The organism is Fretibacterium fastidiosum (assembly GCF_964642095.1).
Classification (GTDB): domain Bacteria; phylum Synergistota; class Synergistia; order Synergistales; family Aminobacteriaceae; genus Fretibacterium; species Fretibacterium fastidiosum.
The window spans coordinates 2,215,285-2,230,797 of sequence record NZ_OZ209244.1; the positions used below are offsets into that span (position 1 = coordinate 2,215,285).

Below are 15,513 nucleotides of genomic sequence, written 5' to 3' on the forward strand. Positions count from 1 at the left end.
CTTCCCATTTACCCTTCCCTATTTCTCCGCTACGACACGCACCTGTGCCCAAGTTGTCTCCCATCTCGCATACAACCAGCAACACAAGTCAAAAAAACGGCGCCCGCCCCGGGCCAAAAGACGATAATACGGAGGCCACTTGTGGCGATACGGCTTCGACTCCAAAACATGAAAGCCGGCACGAGTAAAGAGATTGCCGATGTCCATGGGACTCCAGCTGTAGAGATGCTGGTTGATATCATTTGCCTTGTAGGCATAAGTATAATTCGAACAGGGCACCACGAAAATAATTTTTCCGCCGGGCCTCAGCACACGGTGAAGCTCCTCGAGTTCTTTCAGAGGATAATCCGTATGCTCCAACGCGTTGTTCGATATGATGACGTCGGCCCAAGCGTCGGCGACCTCGGCCGATTTCGCGTAGCCCTCGATCCCCATGGCTTTTGCCTGCTCTCGGGCCGAAGCGTTTATCTCGACGATCCTCTTTTCGGCACAGTTGATTTGGGCCATAAGATACCCCCCCCCCCCACCAAAATCCAATACGCGGTCCCCAGGGGAGATATAAGATTCAAATTTCGTACGATTGGCCCACCCTCCAAAAGAGCCGATATCCCTCTGCCAATCAAAATATTTTTCATCGTAATAGTTCTTCATCACATCTCATCCCTTTTCCATCTTTTCAGCCCACGCTCTCGAGAGGAGCTATCTCGGGGTTATTTTCTGCCCCTCACAGCAGCCTCCAGAAAACGCCGGATTTTCCGCAGGCCGCGGACCCATAACGGCGGAGGCAGCATCCTGTTCAACGCACGCCCGGCAGCCTTCAGGATGTCCTCATCAACCCGGATAGGAATCCTGCTCAACGGTTCATGGTCCCCTGCCAGCTCCCCGTTGAAGAGGCTTCCCCCCGACTCCGGACTGCCGCAATGAATTCCCGATCCGTCGAAACCGATGTTTTCCAGCAAGGACTTCGAAGGGTATAGCCCCATGCGCCCCAGAAGGAAATTTGTGGCGTACCAGCGTATCGCCCAGGAATCGACCTGGCCCGTGGACTGACGCTCCAGAAGACGTGTGTAGGGGTAGCTGCCGTCCAGATCAAAGCGGCGCGAGAGTTTTGCCGAACGGATGCGTTGCAACAGCAGCGAACCGTCCGGCTCGAAATCCTTCCATGCACGAAGCCACGTCCCCCAGCCCCAGCACCCCAGGGACGGCAGAAAATAACTCTGAGGCAAAGAGCGAAGGTCCAACGGATAGATATGTCCCTGAATCGTGGCGACGTCCTCATCATCCTGGTAGAGGTCCAGCCCCTCGTTCATGTAGTCGAGGAAATGCGGAACCGTCACCATGTCGTCCTCCAGCACGATGGCCCGTTCGAACTCCTCCACGATCCGGGTGACCCCCGCGATCACCGAGGCGGCAAGCCCATGATTCCCGTCGCTTGCCGTCACCTCGACGGAGGCAAAGCCGTCTATGGAAGCGACGTACCGCCGCACTTCATCCACCGCGGACTGCGCGCCGTCGTCCTTCGGTCCATCGGAGAACACGAACAAGCGGCTTTGCGGCGCCAGGCGATTGGCGCGCAGGGCCTCCACCGTCCTGCGCGTGTGCTCGGGTCGGTTATAGACAAACAAAACTATGGGGGCGAGAGCAGCAGCGTTCATATCAATCTTCTCCAAATATCGCATTTATTCGACGGATGAGGAATCCAATGACTCGAGCCTGGATATCCACTCGTTGAAATGCCCGCACCTGCTTCTAAGCGTCTGCAACCCAATCCGTTTCGTCACCTCAACGCCTGCCATAACCTTATCATATTCCGGGATCTCCTTCAGGAGCCTCTTTGACGGTGCCGTCTCAGGATTGCCATCAATCAGTTCTGGATTCTGGTCTTCTGCCATTTTTGCGAGGTTCTGGATTGCGGTTTTATGCTCCAGATATTCCTGACCCAGCTGCCAGGGATCGCAAAAAATCAGCGCCTCAAACTCATGCATCTGGATATAGGGAATAAAGCGCCGGCTGCCGAGGTCCTGAGCCAGCGCATCCTCCAGTACTTTAACCCGCTTGTAAGGATCGTCGATGGCCAGCGCCTGTCCAAATCCTGGAAAATCTGTGGGTAAGGCGTAAAGATCAAACATCGTCGTAAAAAAACACCTGGAGTCCTTGTCCTCCTCCATCCATGTCTCGATATCTTTTTTGGCCCGCTGATACGTCGTCATGCCACCTCGAAAACTCTTGGAACTTCGTTTGTCACGACCCGTCAGAACACATCTCGCGAACGCGAAAACACCCTGAGACGCCAAGTGTTCGGAGAGAACCTGTTGGACAAATCTTTGCTCCGTTTGCCCCTCGGCAATAACGTTCAAGCGCGTCATGGCTGAGCTCCCAAGACGTTCTTCTCCCATAAATCCGAAAGACTGTAGCGTTCCAGCCACTCCCGCAGAGCTTCCGCATCCAGTCGGCTGAACACGGAACATCGCTCCTTCTTGTCAAACTCGACGATGAGCAGCTGCTCAGGAGAAAATTCGTCCACCAGACATGGCGACTGCGTGGCCAAAAGAACCTGCGTATTTTGCGCAGCAATGCGGACCATCCCAGCCAGTTCCACGATCGCGGCGGGATGCAGTCCCAGTTCCGGTTCATCCACGACAAGGACCCCCGGCATCAACTGAGGGGGTTGAAGGAACAGTGCCGCAAGCGCCATGAAGCGCAGGGAGCCGTCCGACAGTTGATCGGGTCCGAACAGATAGTCATTGCCCCAGGCGTTCCTCCAATTCAGGCGAACATAGCGTTCGTTATCCGAAAGGGGCTCCAGCATAAAATCTCCGAACTGCGGCATCACCCGGCGGACATGCCGGACAATCCGCTCATAATATGGCCGAAACTCATCGCCCTCTTTAAGCCGCTTGAGAAAAGCCGCCAGATTCCCGCCGTCGCTGAGCAGATGTTTTGAATCGTCTACATAAGAACGGCCCCGGATGCGAGCGGTTTCCGACGTGTCGTGAAACTGATACGCGCGAACCCCGGAGAGGAATCTTGCAATGACCCGGCTGGTCTTACACGTATCCTCGCGCGTATCCTCTTTGATGGACACCTCGTCCCTCCCGACGGGCAGAAAATATTCCTGCGGCTGACGATGTCCCTCTCTAAGATGCGTCACGCTCTCGCCGCTGACGAAAAGGCGATCGGGCAGGCCGAAAGAAAGCTTCACACCGTAGGTATTCCGCACCGTCTTGGATGAAAAATGCAGGGTAAATTCAAGGGATTCCGTTGTTTTGGGACCATGAAACAAAAGCTGCGAAACCCCCAGTTTGCCCACAAAATTTTGCAGGGAACTCGTCATCATGAAACCCAACATTTTGAAAAAGAGAACCAGGTTGCTTTTGCCCGCTCCGTTTGCCCCCAACAGAACGGTCACGTCCCCAACGTCAATTTTTGCGGGGCTCCGAGGACTGACGGACCTGAAGCCCTTCAGCTCTATTCTTTCCAGCCGCATTCTTTCAGGGGACCGCTCCTTCCCCTGAAAAAATTCGTCAAAAGGCTTCTCTTCCATTTCTATCGGCTCTCCTTACAAGTTCTCTCCGCAAAAGCTCCCGTCAAAGATTGGGCTCAAGGAACATGCAACAACTGAACGCCCCTGCCGCAAAGTCTCCACCGTCCTGTGGGTGTGTTCAAAACGATTATAACAAACAGGATGATTGGGGCAAAGTTCTCCGTCGCAGACACGTCTACTCTCCCTCCGACCAGTTTTCCTTCCGGTATATCGTTCCCCTCACGGTGTACACCGTTGCGTCGAACAGGTTCTGATCCGGAGTCCTCGTCCCCACACAATGGACGCGTACCCTGTCCGGCCCGCTGATGCGCCGCAGCGCTTCCATGTCAGGAATGCCGTCGACCCGCTCGATCCCCTCCAACAAAAGGGTCGGAATGTCCTCGCAAGACATCAGAGCGTCGGAGAAGCGCAGCGGCCCATGAGAGCCAAAATCCTTGAACATCAGCAACGCATTGGGGTCTCCCTGATAAGCGTCCCTGCCCAACTCTTTGTTCAAACCCCAGCTGTCCCCGGAGTCATGGTCCGAAAAGATGACGATACGCGTGTTGTCGTAGACCCCCAATCGCTTCAGGGAAGCCACGAAATCCGCCACGAACCGCACCATATGCGTCTCCGTATAATAGTGCTCGGGAATTATCCCGTCCACAAGGACAAACTGGCCGGGTGTAGCGGGATAGGGATCGAGCACCGGCTGCATCCCCTCCAGGGGCAGGTGCCATGTGTAATGCGACAGCATGGAGCGGACGATTTTGAACGTCGGGGCTCCCTCATCGGCCGAGGCAAAATCGCCCATAAACTGCATCGGAGGTAGATTGGACATGAAATGCGTCCTCAGCCGGGCCTCCAGGACCTGGTCCGCAACATCGCCTCTCCAGTTTCCCCCGTTGTAGAGGTTGACCCTCAAACTGAAGGGAGCCGCCCGGAACAGGGAGAGGTTCAACAGGAACCGCGATATATCCACATCCTTATCCTGAAGGCTCAGTCCCGTCGCCTCCGCCCAACGCTGCCAATAGGGAATATAGTCCCTTGCCCAGTTATCACCATACAGGAGGAGAACGGACTCCGGGCTCTCCAAGCCTCTACGAAAAAAAACATCCCCGGATTCCAGGTAGGGCGTCCCCGCCATGACGACATCATATCCTTTGCGGACGAAGATATTGGGCAGGACCGTGAGGGAGCGTGCAAATTTTTCCCGGAGGGGCGAGTTGGGCTCCGTGCGGTTGAGCACGTTGGCCTTGTAGGAAGGCCCGGCATAAATGGATGGAGTGGACAGAAAGGTCATGCATCCCGTCGCCAGGGTGTCGGGATAGCTGGTAAAACCATCCAGTCCCTCGGCCAGCTCCGGAGCGGCAGCCACGATTCTCTGCAGATGATCTCCCGTAAAGCCATCGAAGAAAAAGGCGACGACGTTCTTCTCCGTCCTGCTGAACCGCCACAGACGGTTGTGGTAAGGAGGAAATTTATCGGCGCTTCCCAGGGTCTCGCTTTGAACGTGCGCGCTCGAGAGGTAACAATAGCCGCTCACACCGATCAAAGCGAAGGAGACAATCCACAGGGCATTGATGAAGTGTCTCATCTTCCTTTTCCACGAGCAGAAGGAGAGGATGGAGAACGCGATGAGAAGGCTCCCGATGTCCTTCAAGAAGACTCTGGGACCGGGATACAGCAGGAACCACGGCTGTCCGAACATAAGGGCATCCAGGTCGCCGTACTTCTCCGTCAAAAGGAAGGCGTTCGACAAAACGACGCAGACCAGCAGCGCAGCGAGGAATGCAAGCAGGCTGCGTAGCAACGACGGCAATAAAAGCCACAGCATGAGAGACAGCAACAAAAAGCCGATCCCATAAGAACCTAGCTTCAGAAGGGTGACGGGCAGGGAATCCGGGAAAAAGCTTGGATCCGTCAAAAAAAGTAACGATGGGTAAAAGACGCAGAGAAAGACTGCCAGCAACAAAGAAGAAGCACAATAAAGGGCATTTTCCCTGCCTCCAGCCGCTCGTCGGGCAAAGGCGGCAAGCTCCGTCCCCGGAACCGGGAGAAGCAGGGCAAAGAACAGATAGGAGGCAAGCATAATAAAAAATATTTTAAAATAAGCGCCTTCCGAGAACTCGAGGGGAAAGAGGGTGAAGCAAATATAGGCAAGGAGGACCAACGCTCCCGTCAACACGTAGGCCGACTTCGCCATAAGTTCGGCAAGGGACCAGCCCCGGCTCAGGAAACGCCAGAAAAGCATCCACACAAGGGCAAAAACGAACAGGAAAGCACAGATATAGGCGTTGTGGAACGTGGCGAGCCTGGAGAGCTCGTCGTAGCGCAGGCCGATGAAGCCCCTTCTGAAGAAAAAGACGTAGCATCCCAAGATCGCGAACATCGAAAGGGCGGCCAGAATATTGGTCAGTACCCTCCACCTTCCGACGGGGAGGAACCTCCGACCCGATACTTCGTAAACACTTACATGCGCGCCCAGAAAACGCCTGACCGGAAGGGCGATATTCTTCAAGAGCAGGATGACGTTGTTGCTGGTCCAATAGATCAGCAGCGCCGACGGAGCGCCATAGAGCAGGAGGAGAAAGAGGAGCCCTATGACGGAGGCCTGTAGCTTTTCTCGCGTGCCAAAGTTCTCCGTCGTCCATGCCGCCAGAAGATTGACCGCCGTCATGAGGAGCGGCAGCAGGTTGATCCCGTTCCAAAGCGAATCCGGCAGGGACAGATCCCTGATGAAAAGATAAGGCTGCCCCTCCAAAAGCTCGAGGGATGAGAGCATCGCATAAGCCGCTATCAGAAACGGAAGTTGAATGAAGAGCCCGGCATTGGAGCGAACCGCATAGATAGGATGATAGGCATACCGCCTGTAAAGCTCCGTCAGCTCGGCATGCTGCTCCGCACCGTGCAGTTCCCGCTTGATCTCACGAATCTGTGGAGCCAGAATATCCTGCAGCTTTCGTTCCCTTTGCTGCAGCCGTGCGGCCCACGCCATGAGGGGCCGCAGCAGGACGTTCATCACGACCGCAAGCAGAACGAGGGATGCACCCCAATCGCCCGTGCAGGAAAAAATGGCGAGATAAAGATACTTCAACAGGACGACAACGGGCCTGAACAAGAGATCATACAACATCGTGAGCTTCCTCTTTCCCCTCCGCCTTGTCCCTCCGGGAGACGGACAACTGTATGGATTTTTCGACCAGATATTCCGCAACCTGCCTCCCGGCACATCCGAAGCAGGAGATATAGCGCCGTCTGACATCCTCCATCCCCTGCATCTTCCCCTCACGCAGGGCCTCCTCGACGACCTCGACGATATCATCTATCCTGTCCCTGCCAACCGGGACGCAGATCTTATCTGCCAGGGAATCCATGCATTCCGGGGGAAGATCGGCGATCTCAAAAGAATCCCTTTCCCCGATCTCCGTCTCGAGGGAGATGACGGGCTTCCTGTAAATCATCGCATAGTCCATGCGGATAGCCGACGTGTCGGAGATCAGGATATCGGAAACCAGAAGGGAATGGGATGGATCGCTGTCCTCGTCCCACGTCACGTTGTCGAACGCCGATAAATATCTCTTGAGCCGGCGCAGCAAGGCGGGCTCCGTCCTCCACGACTGAGGGTGAGGACGGAGGATGATATCGAAATCCGCCCTTGCAAGCGTCCCGATAAAATCCGGATCGTAGCAGGACAGAAATCCCTTTTGTCCCCACGACGGAGCCAGCAGTATCGTCCGCCTTTTCGCCACGGTTTCCGTTCCGTCTTCCCCACGGCCGTGCATCTCATCCCTGTCACTCAATCGTTTGAGCAGCACGTCCCAGTAAGGCAGTCCCGTACAGACCAGTTCCTTCTCCGGCAGGCCGCGAAGCCGTTCGAGGTGTCGAATCGCCGGCCGGGAGTACTCCCCCACCATGCAAACCCCGTCGTAGGCGTCCAGGGACCCTTTTTTATAATAGGCAACCCCCGCTGGAGCGTGAAAAACATGGACAAGAAACTCCACGCCAGCCGGCCTCGGAAGCGGGAATCCCGGCGTGCCGATATTCGGAGTGGTGGCAAGCATCACCCTGCACCGTATTCTGTTCAATCGCGCATAGGCAGCGCTACCCTCTCCCAGGTACCGTCCTCTCATCAGGGGACTGCGTATCGTCAATCCAGGGTCCTCGATATCCGAGGTAAAATAACTGAAGGGTTGCCCTCGCGAAATCAGCGCAGCAACGATCGGCTCAAAGGTCGTCCAATAATTCTTCCCCTCGCTGAAGATGGCGATATCTTGACAGGACCGTCCCGGTTCATCCGAACGGCGCCTGCCCGTCCAGATTTCAACCACCCGATAGAATATCCCCTTCAGCACATATCCCACAACGCCGACCGCCGTCACGGCGATATACACCAAAGCATTGCCCGCACTGGGGTCGAGGTACGCCGCCGCAGGTCCGGGATACAGGAGGATCAACAGACAAGCCAAGCCGCCATAACGAACAAACCACCTAATTTTCAATCCTTCCCCTCTTCTTCCGTGCAGCTCCGCGCGAGCCTCACGGGATTGTTGCTCAGACGCAAAACGTTGGCCTCCGCAAAGGCGTGGGCGTAAACGACGTCGAACGACAGCCCCTTTGCCTCCATCCAGGAATCCGTCAAACCTGTGGCCTCTCGCAGGGCATAGAGGCTTCGCACCCCCTCATCCACCGTTTCGCAGCCCAGTACGTTCAAAATCTCCCCCACAGCCTGCCGCAAGAACCCTTCGCCCCGCGGGTCCGTCACGCGATCGGCGGAAGCCGTTCCGTTCTGCCTGAGGACCTCCGGAAGGAACGTCGCCACAGCATGACCATGAGGCAATCCATAGCGCGCCGTAAGGCAATAGGAAAACGCGTGGGCCGCCGTGGTCTTGGCGACGTCGATGGCCCGCCCCGCCAGGTAGGCGGCCCGAAGCATTGCCGATCGGCTTTCCGCCTCCGGAGCCAGGACGACGGAGCGCAGAACCCGTGAACCGATCCTCAGGGACTCCCGACTATCCTTCCGGGAGCTCCCCGTCGAGCCAACCGCCCAAAGGGACTCCATGGCCTGCGCCAGAGCGTCGAACCCCGTGCAGGCCGCAACATAAGGGGAAAGGGAAAAGGTGAAGGCGGGATTCAGGAACACATAACCCGGCCGTATCCGCGAGTCCCCCACGGAGTGCTTGACCAGCCCATCGTACAGGACGGCAAAATGAGTGGCCTCGCTTCCTGTCCCTGCCGTCGTCGGGACGGCCAGGAACGGGAGAAAACCGCCGCATTCCGTTTCAGAGCGTATCCCCTTCAGGTACTCCCCAGGGCTCTGCCGCGTCGAGGAAAAAAAGTTGACCAGCTTCGCCATGTCGAGGGGGGTCCCCCCTCCGACGGCCATGATCAGGCTGCAGGGGGCCTCCTCAAAAAAACTCAGCGCCGCCTGCAAAGCCTCGATATCGGGATTCGCCGCCACCACCCTGAGGTGCCGTACGACCATCCCATTCAACAGGGGGGAAAAGAAATCGGCAGCGCCGCTTGCCTCCCATGAGGCTCCTCCCGTCACCAGAAACAGCCTTTCGGACGTTCCGGCCCCAAGAAAATCCCTCCATAAGGCACCGAAACCCTCAGTTCCCCAGCAGACCCTTTGCATCTCTTTTCATCGAAGCCCCTTTCTCCGGAGCCCTTTCCCCCATAGCCCCCATCAGCGCCCTCTTATTCCGTTGAGGAGAACTGCGGGGCCGCCCAAGATCGTCCCGATGCCCCCTGTTGACCCGAATCTCCAAAAAGGAAGGCCCTTCCTTTCTCGAAAAGGAACCAAGGGCTTCCTCAATTTCCTCGAAAATGCGTGCCGCAGCGACGCGACGATAGCCGCAGGCTTCCGCGATTTTGACGAGGTCGATCTGCAGCGCGACCGTCCTCTGCCCTCCGACGGAATCGTGAGCGCCATTGTTCAGGACGACATGATACAGGTTGCGGCAACTCGACTGCCCTATGATGGCCAGGGCCCCCATATGCATCAGAACCGAACCATCCCCATCGAGACAAAGGACCGGACGATCCGGACGGGATAACGCAAGCCCCATGGCAATCTGCGATGCGTGTCCCATGGAGCCCACCGTCAGGAAATCCCGGTCGTGAGACATTCCCTTCCTCTCCCGACACTCGTAGAGCTCTCTAGAGATATGTCCTGTCGTCGAAACGAAGACGGCCCCCTCCGGAGCACACGCCAGGACCCTCTCGATGGCCGCCTCACGGCCGAGCGGAAAACGCCGATCCCGACAATCCAACTCTCCGTCCGCCGAGGCAGCGCCCCTTTGGAACGTTCCGCCGCACACCAGGAGAGCAGCGGGGGCCTCCCGCGCACGGATATCTCCAACGATTCGTGCCAACTGTCCTTCGGCCTCGCTCCAGCCCTCCGAGAGGATTTCACAGGGAATGTCCATCCCCTCAAAAATCCGGCGGGTAATGATCCCCTGTTTGACGTGCTGCAGTTCGTCCTTCCCTCCAGGCTCCCCCCGCCATCCCACGAGCAGGAGCATCGGAATGCCATAGACCTCGGGAGCCGCGAGCGACACCAAGGGATTGAAGGCATTGCCCTGACCGGAATTCTGCATATAGACCAGGGCAGGCGCCCCCGTCCCGAGATAATGCCCGGCGGCCAAGGCAACGGCCCCCCCCTCGTTGGCGGCCGTCACCCGCACGTGGTCGGGAAGCGCCGCCAGCTCCGCACAGAAATTCCGCAGCAGGGAATCGGGAACGCCCGTAAAAAACTCGACGCCCAGGGCACGGAGCTTGTCTAAAAAAATTCCTGGATCCAACATGGGCCTCTATCCTCAAACCAACTCAAGGATATCTCGGATGGGCATGATCATCTCATCGGCCTCCCGGGCACGCCCGTGTTTCAGGATGCTCTCCGCGACCCTCAGCATGGCGGGGTACTCGCTGCGCAGCAACTGATTCGCATAGATCACCATGCGGATCCCTCTGTCCCGGAGCTCCCTCTCCGTCACCTGGGCATAGGTGCTCGGCACCACGATCAACGGGATAAGGGAAAGCTCCCGCGACTCCCGATAGCGTTCACAGAAGGCGAACACCTCGTCCGGGGACTGCGACTTGCTGTGGATCAGGACGGCATCCGCCCCAGCCTCGACATAAGCGCCGGCTCTGCGCAGAGCTTCCTCCTGTCCGTGTCCCAGGATGAGGCTCTCACAGCGGGCGGCGATCATGAAATCCTCGGTAACCCGAGCCCTCTTTCCCACGGCTATCTTTTCGCACATGACCTCGATCTCCTCCTGCGGCTGCAAATTGTCCGCCGCATAGAGAGAGTTCCGTTTGCGTCCCTTTTTGTCCTCGATAATGACCATGGAGACCCCCAAACGTTCCAGGGTCCTGACGGTGAAGCGAAATTGATCGACGTTCCCGCCGCTGTCCCCATCATAGATGATGGGCTTGGTGGTGACCTCCAGGATGTCGTTCACCGTATGCAACCGATTGGTCAGATCCACACACTCGATGTCCGGCTTCCCCTTGGCTGTGGAATCCGTCAGGCTGCTCAGCCACATCGCGTCGAACTCCACCGTTCGACCGTCCTCCGATCGGACGGACGAGTTTTCAACGATCAAGGCGCTGAGACCGCTGTGGGCCTCCAATACCCTGACGAACCCCTTCTTGTCCAGAAGTTGTTTCAGCCTCCCGCGCCGAATGTCGGGCGTCGTGCCCACCTCTCGAATGGCCTTGTTCAACTGCGTCGATGAGATGCCAGGGGTGTATTCCGGTTCGACAAGCCTGCCGCCCCACTCCTTCAGCACCTCCACAACGCGGGAGCGCGTCTCGCTCTGCACGCCCTCCTTCCAGTCGGAACCGTGAACCACAAAGTCGGGTCGAAGCCGACGAAGGTTCTCCACGTAATCCAAAGTGGCCTGAGGCACGACCCTGGAGACCCCCTTCAGGTTTTCGACGACGGCGCTGCGCTGCCCAAAGGTCATATAAGGAAGGCGCTTGTAGCTGGCAATCGCCTCATCCGTCAGGACCCCGACGACGACCTCCCCGTACCGTGCCGCCGTATGAATGATGTTGAGATGTCCCGGATGGATGATATCGGCGCTCATGGCGACGTAAACCAAAGGCTTTCGTTCTGGCATGACATGACACGTCCTTCGTTTTGGATTGCTTCTCGGAAGCTCAGACCCGAGACCTCAGCAGGCGCTCGATCGGATAAAGAACGAGATAGGCGAGATAGGCACTCAACCGATCGGGCCTGGGGATTCTATGGGTAAACACATGCCACAGGCGCCCCATGCCCCGGATGGACATTACCGCCTCCTGAAGGGAGTTCCATGGAGTTCTGTGAATGTATTTGTTGATCCAATCCACATAGTCCGGCACTACGACCTCGGACAGAATTTCACGATCCAGGGGGGGCGGCGGCACCCTCTCGAGGGCCTGCATGTTCAGCGTGTTCGGCAGGCGTTTCGGCCTGCAAAGGCCCTCCACCATGATGCCGTTTTTCCTGAAAAAGTCCTGTTGCCACCCCCTGTTCTTCCGCCTGTTTGGTGGCAGGTTGAGCATGGCGGCAGCAAGACGGAGATCAAGAAATGGACACCACGGAGCATAGCCCAATTTCTCGGGAACGCGGAACAGGTAGGAAAGCAGGACCTGCTTATGGCGCAGGACCTCGATAACCCGCAGCCTCGGGTCCTCCAGTCGTTCCCGGTGTTCCTGCCAATATTTCATTCGGGCCACGGAATCCTCCCGGACTCGGCATTGCGAAGAATCCGCGTTCATTCCATGGGTCAGCCCCAACAGGGGCAGTTCCTCCGGAGAGGAGACCAAAGGGGCGAAACGACCGGCCCAGTCGTCGCCGAAATGTCCGGAAAGCATAGGAACTTTCCGCGTTTCGGGGGGCAGCAGCGCCTTTATGGCATTGAAAAACTCAAAATGATACATCCCGTGGGCGTGAGTGGAGATCCCGTAAAGGGCGTACCATTCGTCGAGGTAATTGTGGTAGGCCCCCAATTCGACCTGCTGCCAGGAAGTTCCAAGGCGTCGGGAGAGCTCCTGCGCGTATACGACCTCCGACGAGGCGCTCTGAGGCGAGGTGATCCCGTAGGTAAAGGAACGAATGCGTTCCTTGTCGCCCACCATCCAGTTCAGGATACGAGAGTCATATCCGCCGCTGGTAGGGATGACGATTTCCCCGTCTACGGAGGCCTCCCACCTCCTCACGGAGTCCCTGATCCACTCCCATATTTCGTCCTCGGAGAGCGCCATCTCGTCCAGAGCCTTGACCGCGGCGTCCTCCATCCGCTCCACCCGCAGCGTTCCGTCGTCGAGACGGATCAGCCGTGAGGAATGGGGCAAGACATGTACGTCTCTGACAGGGGTGTGCCCGAAGACGCAATAACCGAAGTCCATATAATCTCTCAAGCCCTGGTGGTCGATCTCCAGATTCGCGCAATCGACCACGTCGTTGATGAATGGCCCCGCCTTCCCCGTACGATTATTGTAAAAATATGGAGAGGAAGCCACCCAATCGGATTCGAACAACACCGTCATGCCGTTTCTGACACCCCTTTCACACCGAATTGGATTATCCCAAAAAAGAGCCTCAAAAGGAGCTTTTTTTGCATGAACGTTGAAACGAGGTTGAAAAAATTACCCCAGGAAATTTCCATATTAACTTTCGTGATTTCTATATACTGTTCATAAGTCAGGAACCGCAGCAAACAATTTTTTCCCTCTGAACATAACACGATACTTGGGATTGAACTTTTTGATCAGCTTTCTAACATCCTCCATGGAGTAAGGAACAGAATGAGCATTACAGTACAACATAGACAACTTCGGTGCAAAGCGCTGGAGGGTCTTCCTCGCCCCCCTCAAGAGGTGCATATCGTATCCCTGGACGCTTATCTTGATGAAATCGACACGAGAAAGCCCATGCTCCGCGACAAAGGCATCGATCGTCGTCACAGGAACCCGGATGGCATCCCGACACACGCCGTCCCCATCGAGGAAGGAATTGCACTGCGCATTCGCAGGGTCCACAAACAACTCGATCTCCGAGACTGCGTCGCCCAGCCCCTCCTGAAACGGATAAATGTTGGGATTCAGCTTGGTGGTTTGCACCAGGTAATTGAAGGCGGGAGGAGAGGGTTCAAAGGCATAGACCTCACCGGCTCCCTTGGCGGATGCATAGGCGGCAAAGTCCCCAATCCAGCTTCCGGCATCGATGACGACATCGCCGGGAAGGATTTCGACTCCAGCCCATCCCCCACATAAGCATAGGGCGTTTCGCGCCAGAACAGGGTTGCCCCATGGCTTCGTTCAACCGTTGCCTCATCCCGGCAATCTTTGAAGTAACAATAATGAAAACAGGTCTGACCAAAAGGGCCCTGCCAGAAAAAGGTATCCTCGGTTTCCGCGTCCAGGAGGGGCAGCCGGATATCCTTGATGCGATAACTGTCCTTTCCCTTAAAATTTTTCACCTTTCTCTTATGATAGAAACGTGGATTTTTCCCCAGGAGTGTCGATAGCATACGATCCAGGCAGAACAGGAAAAATTCCCACCACGTATCGACTCCAGATCGCACGCCTTGAAAAGCACCCCGAACGACCTTCAACTTGCGCAACATGACATCGCTCATCCAAACAACGCTCCAGTCCTTAGTCTATTTCTCGATTTGCGTGCTCTTGACAGGCTGCAAAACCCAAGGCTGGTCCAGGGCCAATATGCCCGGGCTCTCTCCAAGGCGATAGGGGGAGGGGTAGAGCCGCCCGGATATCTCGAACGAGAACTCGGGAGGCGTCGCGTGAATGTTAACTATACGCTCCCGATTGAATAAATTGACCTCCATCTTCACATGGTAGTTCCCCACATTCAGTAACGAACAATTCAACGGAACCCGAAGAATGAAATTTCCCTGGAGTGGCGGGAGCTCCTTCTCACCTCCCATTTGGTCCGTCTGATAACCATAACAAACCAACACCCCGTTTACCTCATATAGGCAATACCCAACCTCCAGCGCCGGGTCAGGGACCTCGACAAAGCCCTCGATCTCGACCCAAACCCTGTCCTTGCGCTCCATGGGGCCTGAAATCGCCTTTCCGTCCTCTCCATAGAGGCCGAAGCGCAGCGGCTTGAACCAGGGGTTCTCGAAGAGGTTGCCGGGGTTCCTCCACTCGGCGACGGCACCTGCCTCTTTCGAGACGTTCAGGTATTTCCGTACCCCGACGGAGACGTCCGGCGTGTCCAGCGCCACCCGGCCTCGCTCCAGGCACACCACGCGATTGCAGAGCTGCGAGACGGCCCCCATGTTGTGGCTGACGAACAGGATCGTCCGGCCCTGCTTGTGGCTCACTTCGTCCATCTTGCCCATGCACTTCTTTTGAAACTCCGCGTCACCCACCGCCAAGACCTCGTCGATCATCAGGATCTCCGTGTCCAGGTGTGCGGCCACGGCAAAGGCCAGGCGCACGTACATGCCGCTGGAGTAGCGCTTCACCGGCGTGTCCAGAAACTTCTCCACCCCAGCGAAGTCCACGATGGCATCGAAGTTTCGCCGAATCTCCGCCTTGCTCATCCCCAGGATGGCGCCGTTCAGATAGATGTTCTCCCGCCCCGTCAGCTCGGGGTGAAAGCCCGTCCCGACCTCCAGCAGGCTGGCGACGCGCCCCCTGAGGGATACGCGCCCCGTCGTGGGTTCCGTGATGCGGCTCAGGACCTTGAGCAGCGTGGATTTGCCCGCGCCGTTGCGTCCGATGACCCCGACGCGCTCCCCCTCGTTGACCTCGAAGGAGAGGTTCGACAGCGCCCAGAAGTCCTCGACAGCTGGATTTTCCTCCCTCGCGCTCCTCGCGAAAGGATGGCGGAACCTGCGGCCCAGTCGTTTCGCCCGGTCGACCAGCACGTCCCGCAACGCAATGTAGCGCTGCGGCGACCTGTGCGCCAGCAGGTACTTCTTGCCCAATTCCTCGATCTTGATAACGGTGTTTGGCATGGA

Annotated in this window: 13 protein-coding genes; all 13 read right to left on the reverse strand. The window is 57.0% G+C overall.

All coding sequences use genetic code 11. The features are described from left to right. Positions 1-18 precede the first annotated feature (18 nt). Entirely contained in the window at positions 19-651 is a 633-nt protein-coding gene (locus ACK28C_RS10020) for a methyltransferase domain-containing protein (RefSeq protein WP_409152111.1), read from the reverse strand. Between the two features lie 59 nt (positions 652-710). Then, complete coding sequence (locus ACK28C_RS10025; protein ID WP_409152112.1) at positions 711-1,655, reverse strand: hypothetical protein; 945 nt, start codon at positions 1,653-1,655, stop codon at positions 711-713. A 24-nt stretch (positions 1,656-1,679) separates the two neighbouring features. Then, on the reverse strand, positions 1,680-2,366 hold the full coding sequence (locus ACK28C_RS10030) for a DUF4276 family protein (protein ID WP_409152113.1): 687 nt from the start codon (positions 2,364-2,366) through the stop codon (positions 1,680-1,682). Next, positions 2,363-3,544, reverse strand: coding sequence for an AAA family ATPase (locus tag ACK28C_RS10035; RefSeq protein ID WP_409152115.1), 1,182 nt, complete (start codon positions 3,542-3,544; stop codon positions 2,363-2,365). Before ACK28C_RS10035 ends, ACK28C_RS10030 begins: the two co-directional genes overlap by 4 nt. A 175-nt stretch (positions 3,545-3,719) precedes the next feature. After that, on the reverse strand, positions 3,720-6,644 hold the full coding sequence (locus tag ACK28C_RS10040; RefSeq protein WP_409152116.1) for a YidC/Oxa1 family membrane protein insertase: 2,925 nt from the start codon (positions 6,642-6,644) through the stop codon (positions 3,720-3,722). Between the two features lie 4 nt (positions 6,645-6,648). Then, positions 6,649-8,025, reverse strand: a complete 1,377-nt coding sequence (locus ACK28C_RS10045; RefSeq protein ID WP_409152117.1) for a CDP-glycerol glycerophosphotransferase family protein — start codon at positions 8,023-8,025, stop codon at positions 6,649-6,651. Beyond that, the gene (locus ACK28C_RS10050; RefSeq protein ID WP_409152118.1) at positions 8,022-9,161 is read right to left on the reverse strand and encodes a phosphonoacetaldehyde reductase; all 1,140 of its coding nucleotides are present in this window, start codon (positions 9,159-9,161) and stop codon (positions 8,022-8,024) included. The genes ACK28C_RS10045 and ACK28C_RS10050 overlap by 4 nt, the downstream gene beginning before the upstream one ends. Next, a complete protein-coding gene (gene aepY / locus ACK28C_RS10055) occupies positions 9,136-10,332 on the reverse strand; it encodes a phosphonopyruvate decarboxylase (protein WP_409152119.1) in 1,197 nt (398 codons plus the stop codon). Before aepY ends, ACK28C_RS10050 begins: the two co-directional genes overlap by 26 nt. A 12-nt stretch (positions 10,333-10,344) precedes the next feature. Further along, on the reverse strand, positions 10,345-11,652 hold the full coding sequence (gene aepX, locus ACK28C_RS10060; protein ID WP_409152120.1) for a phosphoenolpyruvate mutase: 1,308 nt from the start codon (positions 11,650-11,652) through the stop codon (positions 10,345-10,347). Positions 11,653-11,692: 40 nt separating this feature from the next. Continuing rightward, positions 11,693-12,976, reverse strand: a complete 1,284-nt coding sequence (locus ACK28C_RS10065) for an asparagine synthase-related protein (RefSeq protein WP_208873775.1) — start codon at positions 12,974-12,976, stop codon at positions 11,693-11,695. Positions 12,977-13,213: 237 nt separating this feature from the next. Then, positions 13,214-13,726: an FkbM family methyltransferase gene (locus ACK28C_RS10070; protein WP_409152654.1), complete on the reverse strand. Its 513-nt coding sequence runs from the start codon at positions 13,724-13,726 to the stop codon at positions 13,214-13,216. After that, the gene (locus tag ACK28C_RS10075; RefSeq protein WP_409152122.1) at positions 13,621-14,157 is read right to left on the reverse strand and encodes a hypothetical protein; all 537 of its coding nucleotides are present in this window, start codon (positions 14,155-14,157) and stop codon (positions 13,621-13,623) included. The genes ACK28C_RS10070 and ACK28C_RS10075 overlap by 106 nt, the downstream gene beginning before the upstream one ends. Positions 14,158-14,181: 24 nt before the next feature. Further along, a complete protein-coding gene (locus ACK28C_RS10080) occupies positions 14,182-15,510 on the reverse strand; it encodes an ABC transporter ATP-binding protein (RefSeq protein ID WP_015557026.1) in 1,329 nt (442 codons plus the stop codon). Between the last annotated feature and the right edge of the window lie 3 nt (positions 15,511-15,513).

What these genes read in the sequence shown, in the direction of transcription:
- ACK28C_RS10020 (WP_409152111.1), bottom strand. Translation starts at nt 651, where the DNA reads ATGAAGAACTATTACGATGAAAAATATTTTGATTGGCAGAGGGATATC.
- ACK28C_RS10025 (WP_409152112.1), bottom strand. Translation starts at nt 1,655, where the DNA reads ATGAACGCTGCTGCTCTCGCCCCCATAGTTTTGTTTGTCTATAACCGA.
- ACK28C_RS10030 (WP_409152113.1), bottom strand. Translation starts at nt 2,366, where the DNA reads ATGACGCGCTTGAACGTTATTGCCGAGGGGCAAACGGAGCAAAGATTT.
- ACK28C_RS10035 (WP_409152115.1), bottom strand. Translation starts at nt 3,544, where the DNA reads ATGGAAGAGAAGCCTTTTGACGAATTTTTTCAGGGGAAGGAGCGGTCC.
- ACK28C_RS10050 (WP_409152118.1), bottom strand. Translation starts at nt 9,161, where the DNA reads ATGCAAAGGGTCTGCTGGGGAACTGAGGGTTTCGGTGCCTTATGGAGG.
- aepY (WP_409152119.1), bottom strand. Translation starts at nt 10,332, where the DNA reads ATGTTGGATCCAGGAATTTTTTTAGACAAGCTCCGTGCCCTGGGCGTC.
- aepX (WP_409152120.1), bottom strand. Translation starts at nt 11,652, where the DNA reads ATGCCAGAACGAAAGCCTTTGGTTTACGTCGCCATGAGCGCCGATATC.
- ACK28C_RS10075 (WP_409152122.1), bottom strand. Translation starts at nt 14,157, where the DNA reads ATGAGCGATGTCATGTTGCGCAAGTTGAAGGTCGTTCGGGGTGCTTTT.
- ACK28C_RS10080 (WP_015557026.1), bottom strand. Translation starts at nt 15,510, where the DNA reads ATGCCAAACACCGTTATCAAGATCGAGGAATTGGGCAAGAAGTACCTG.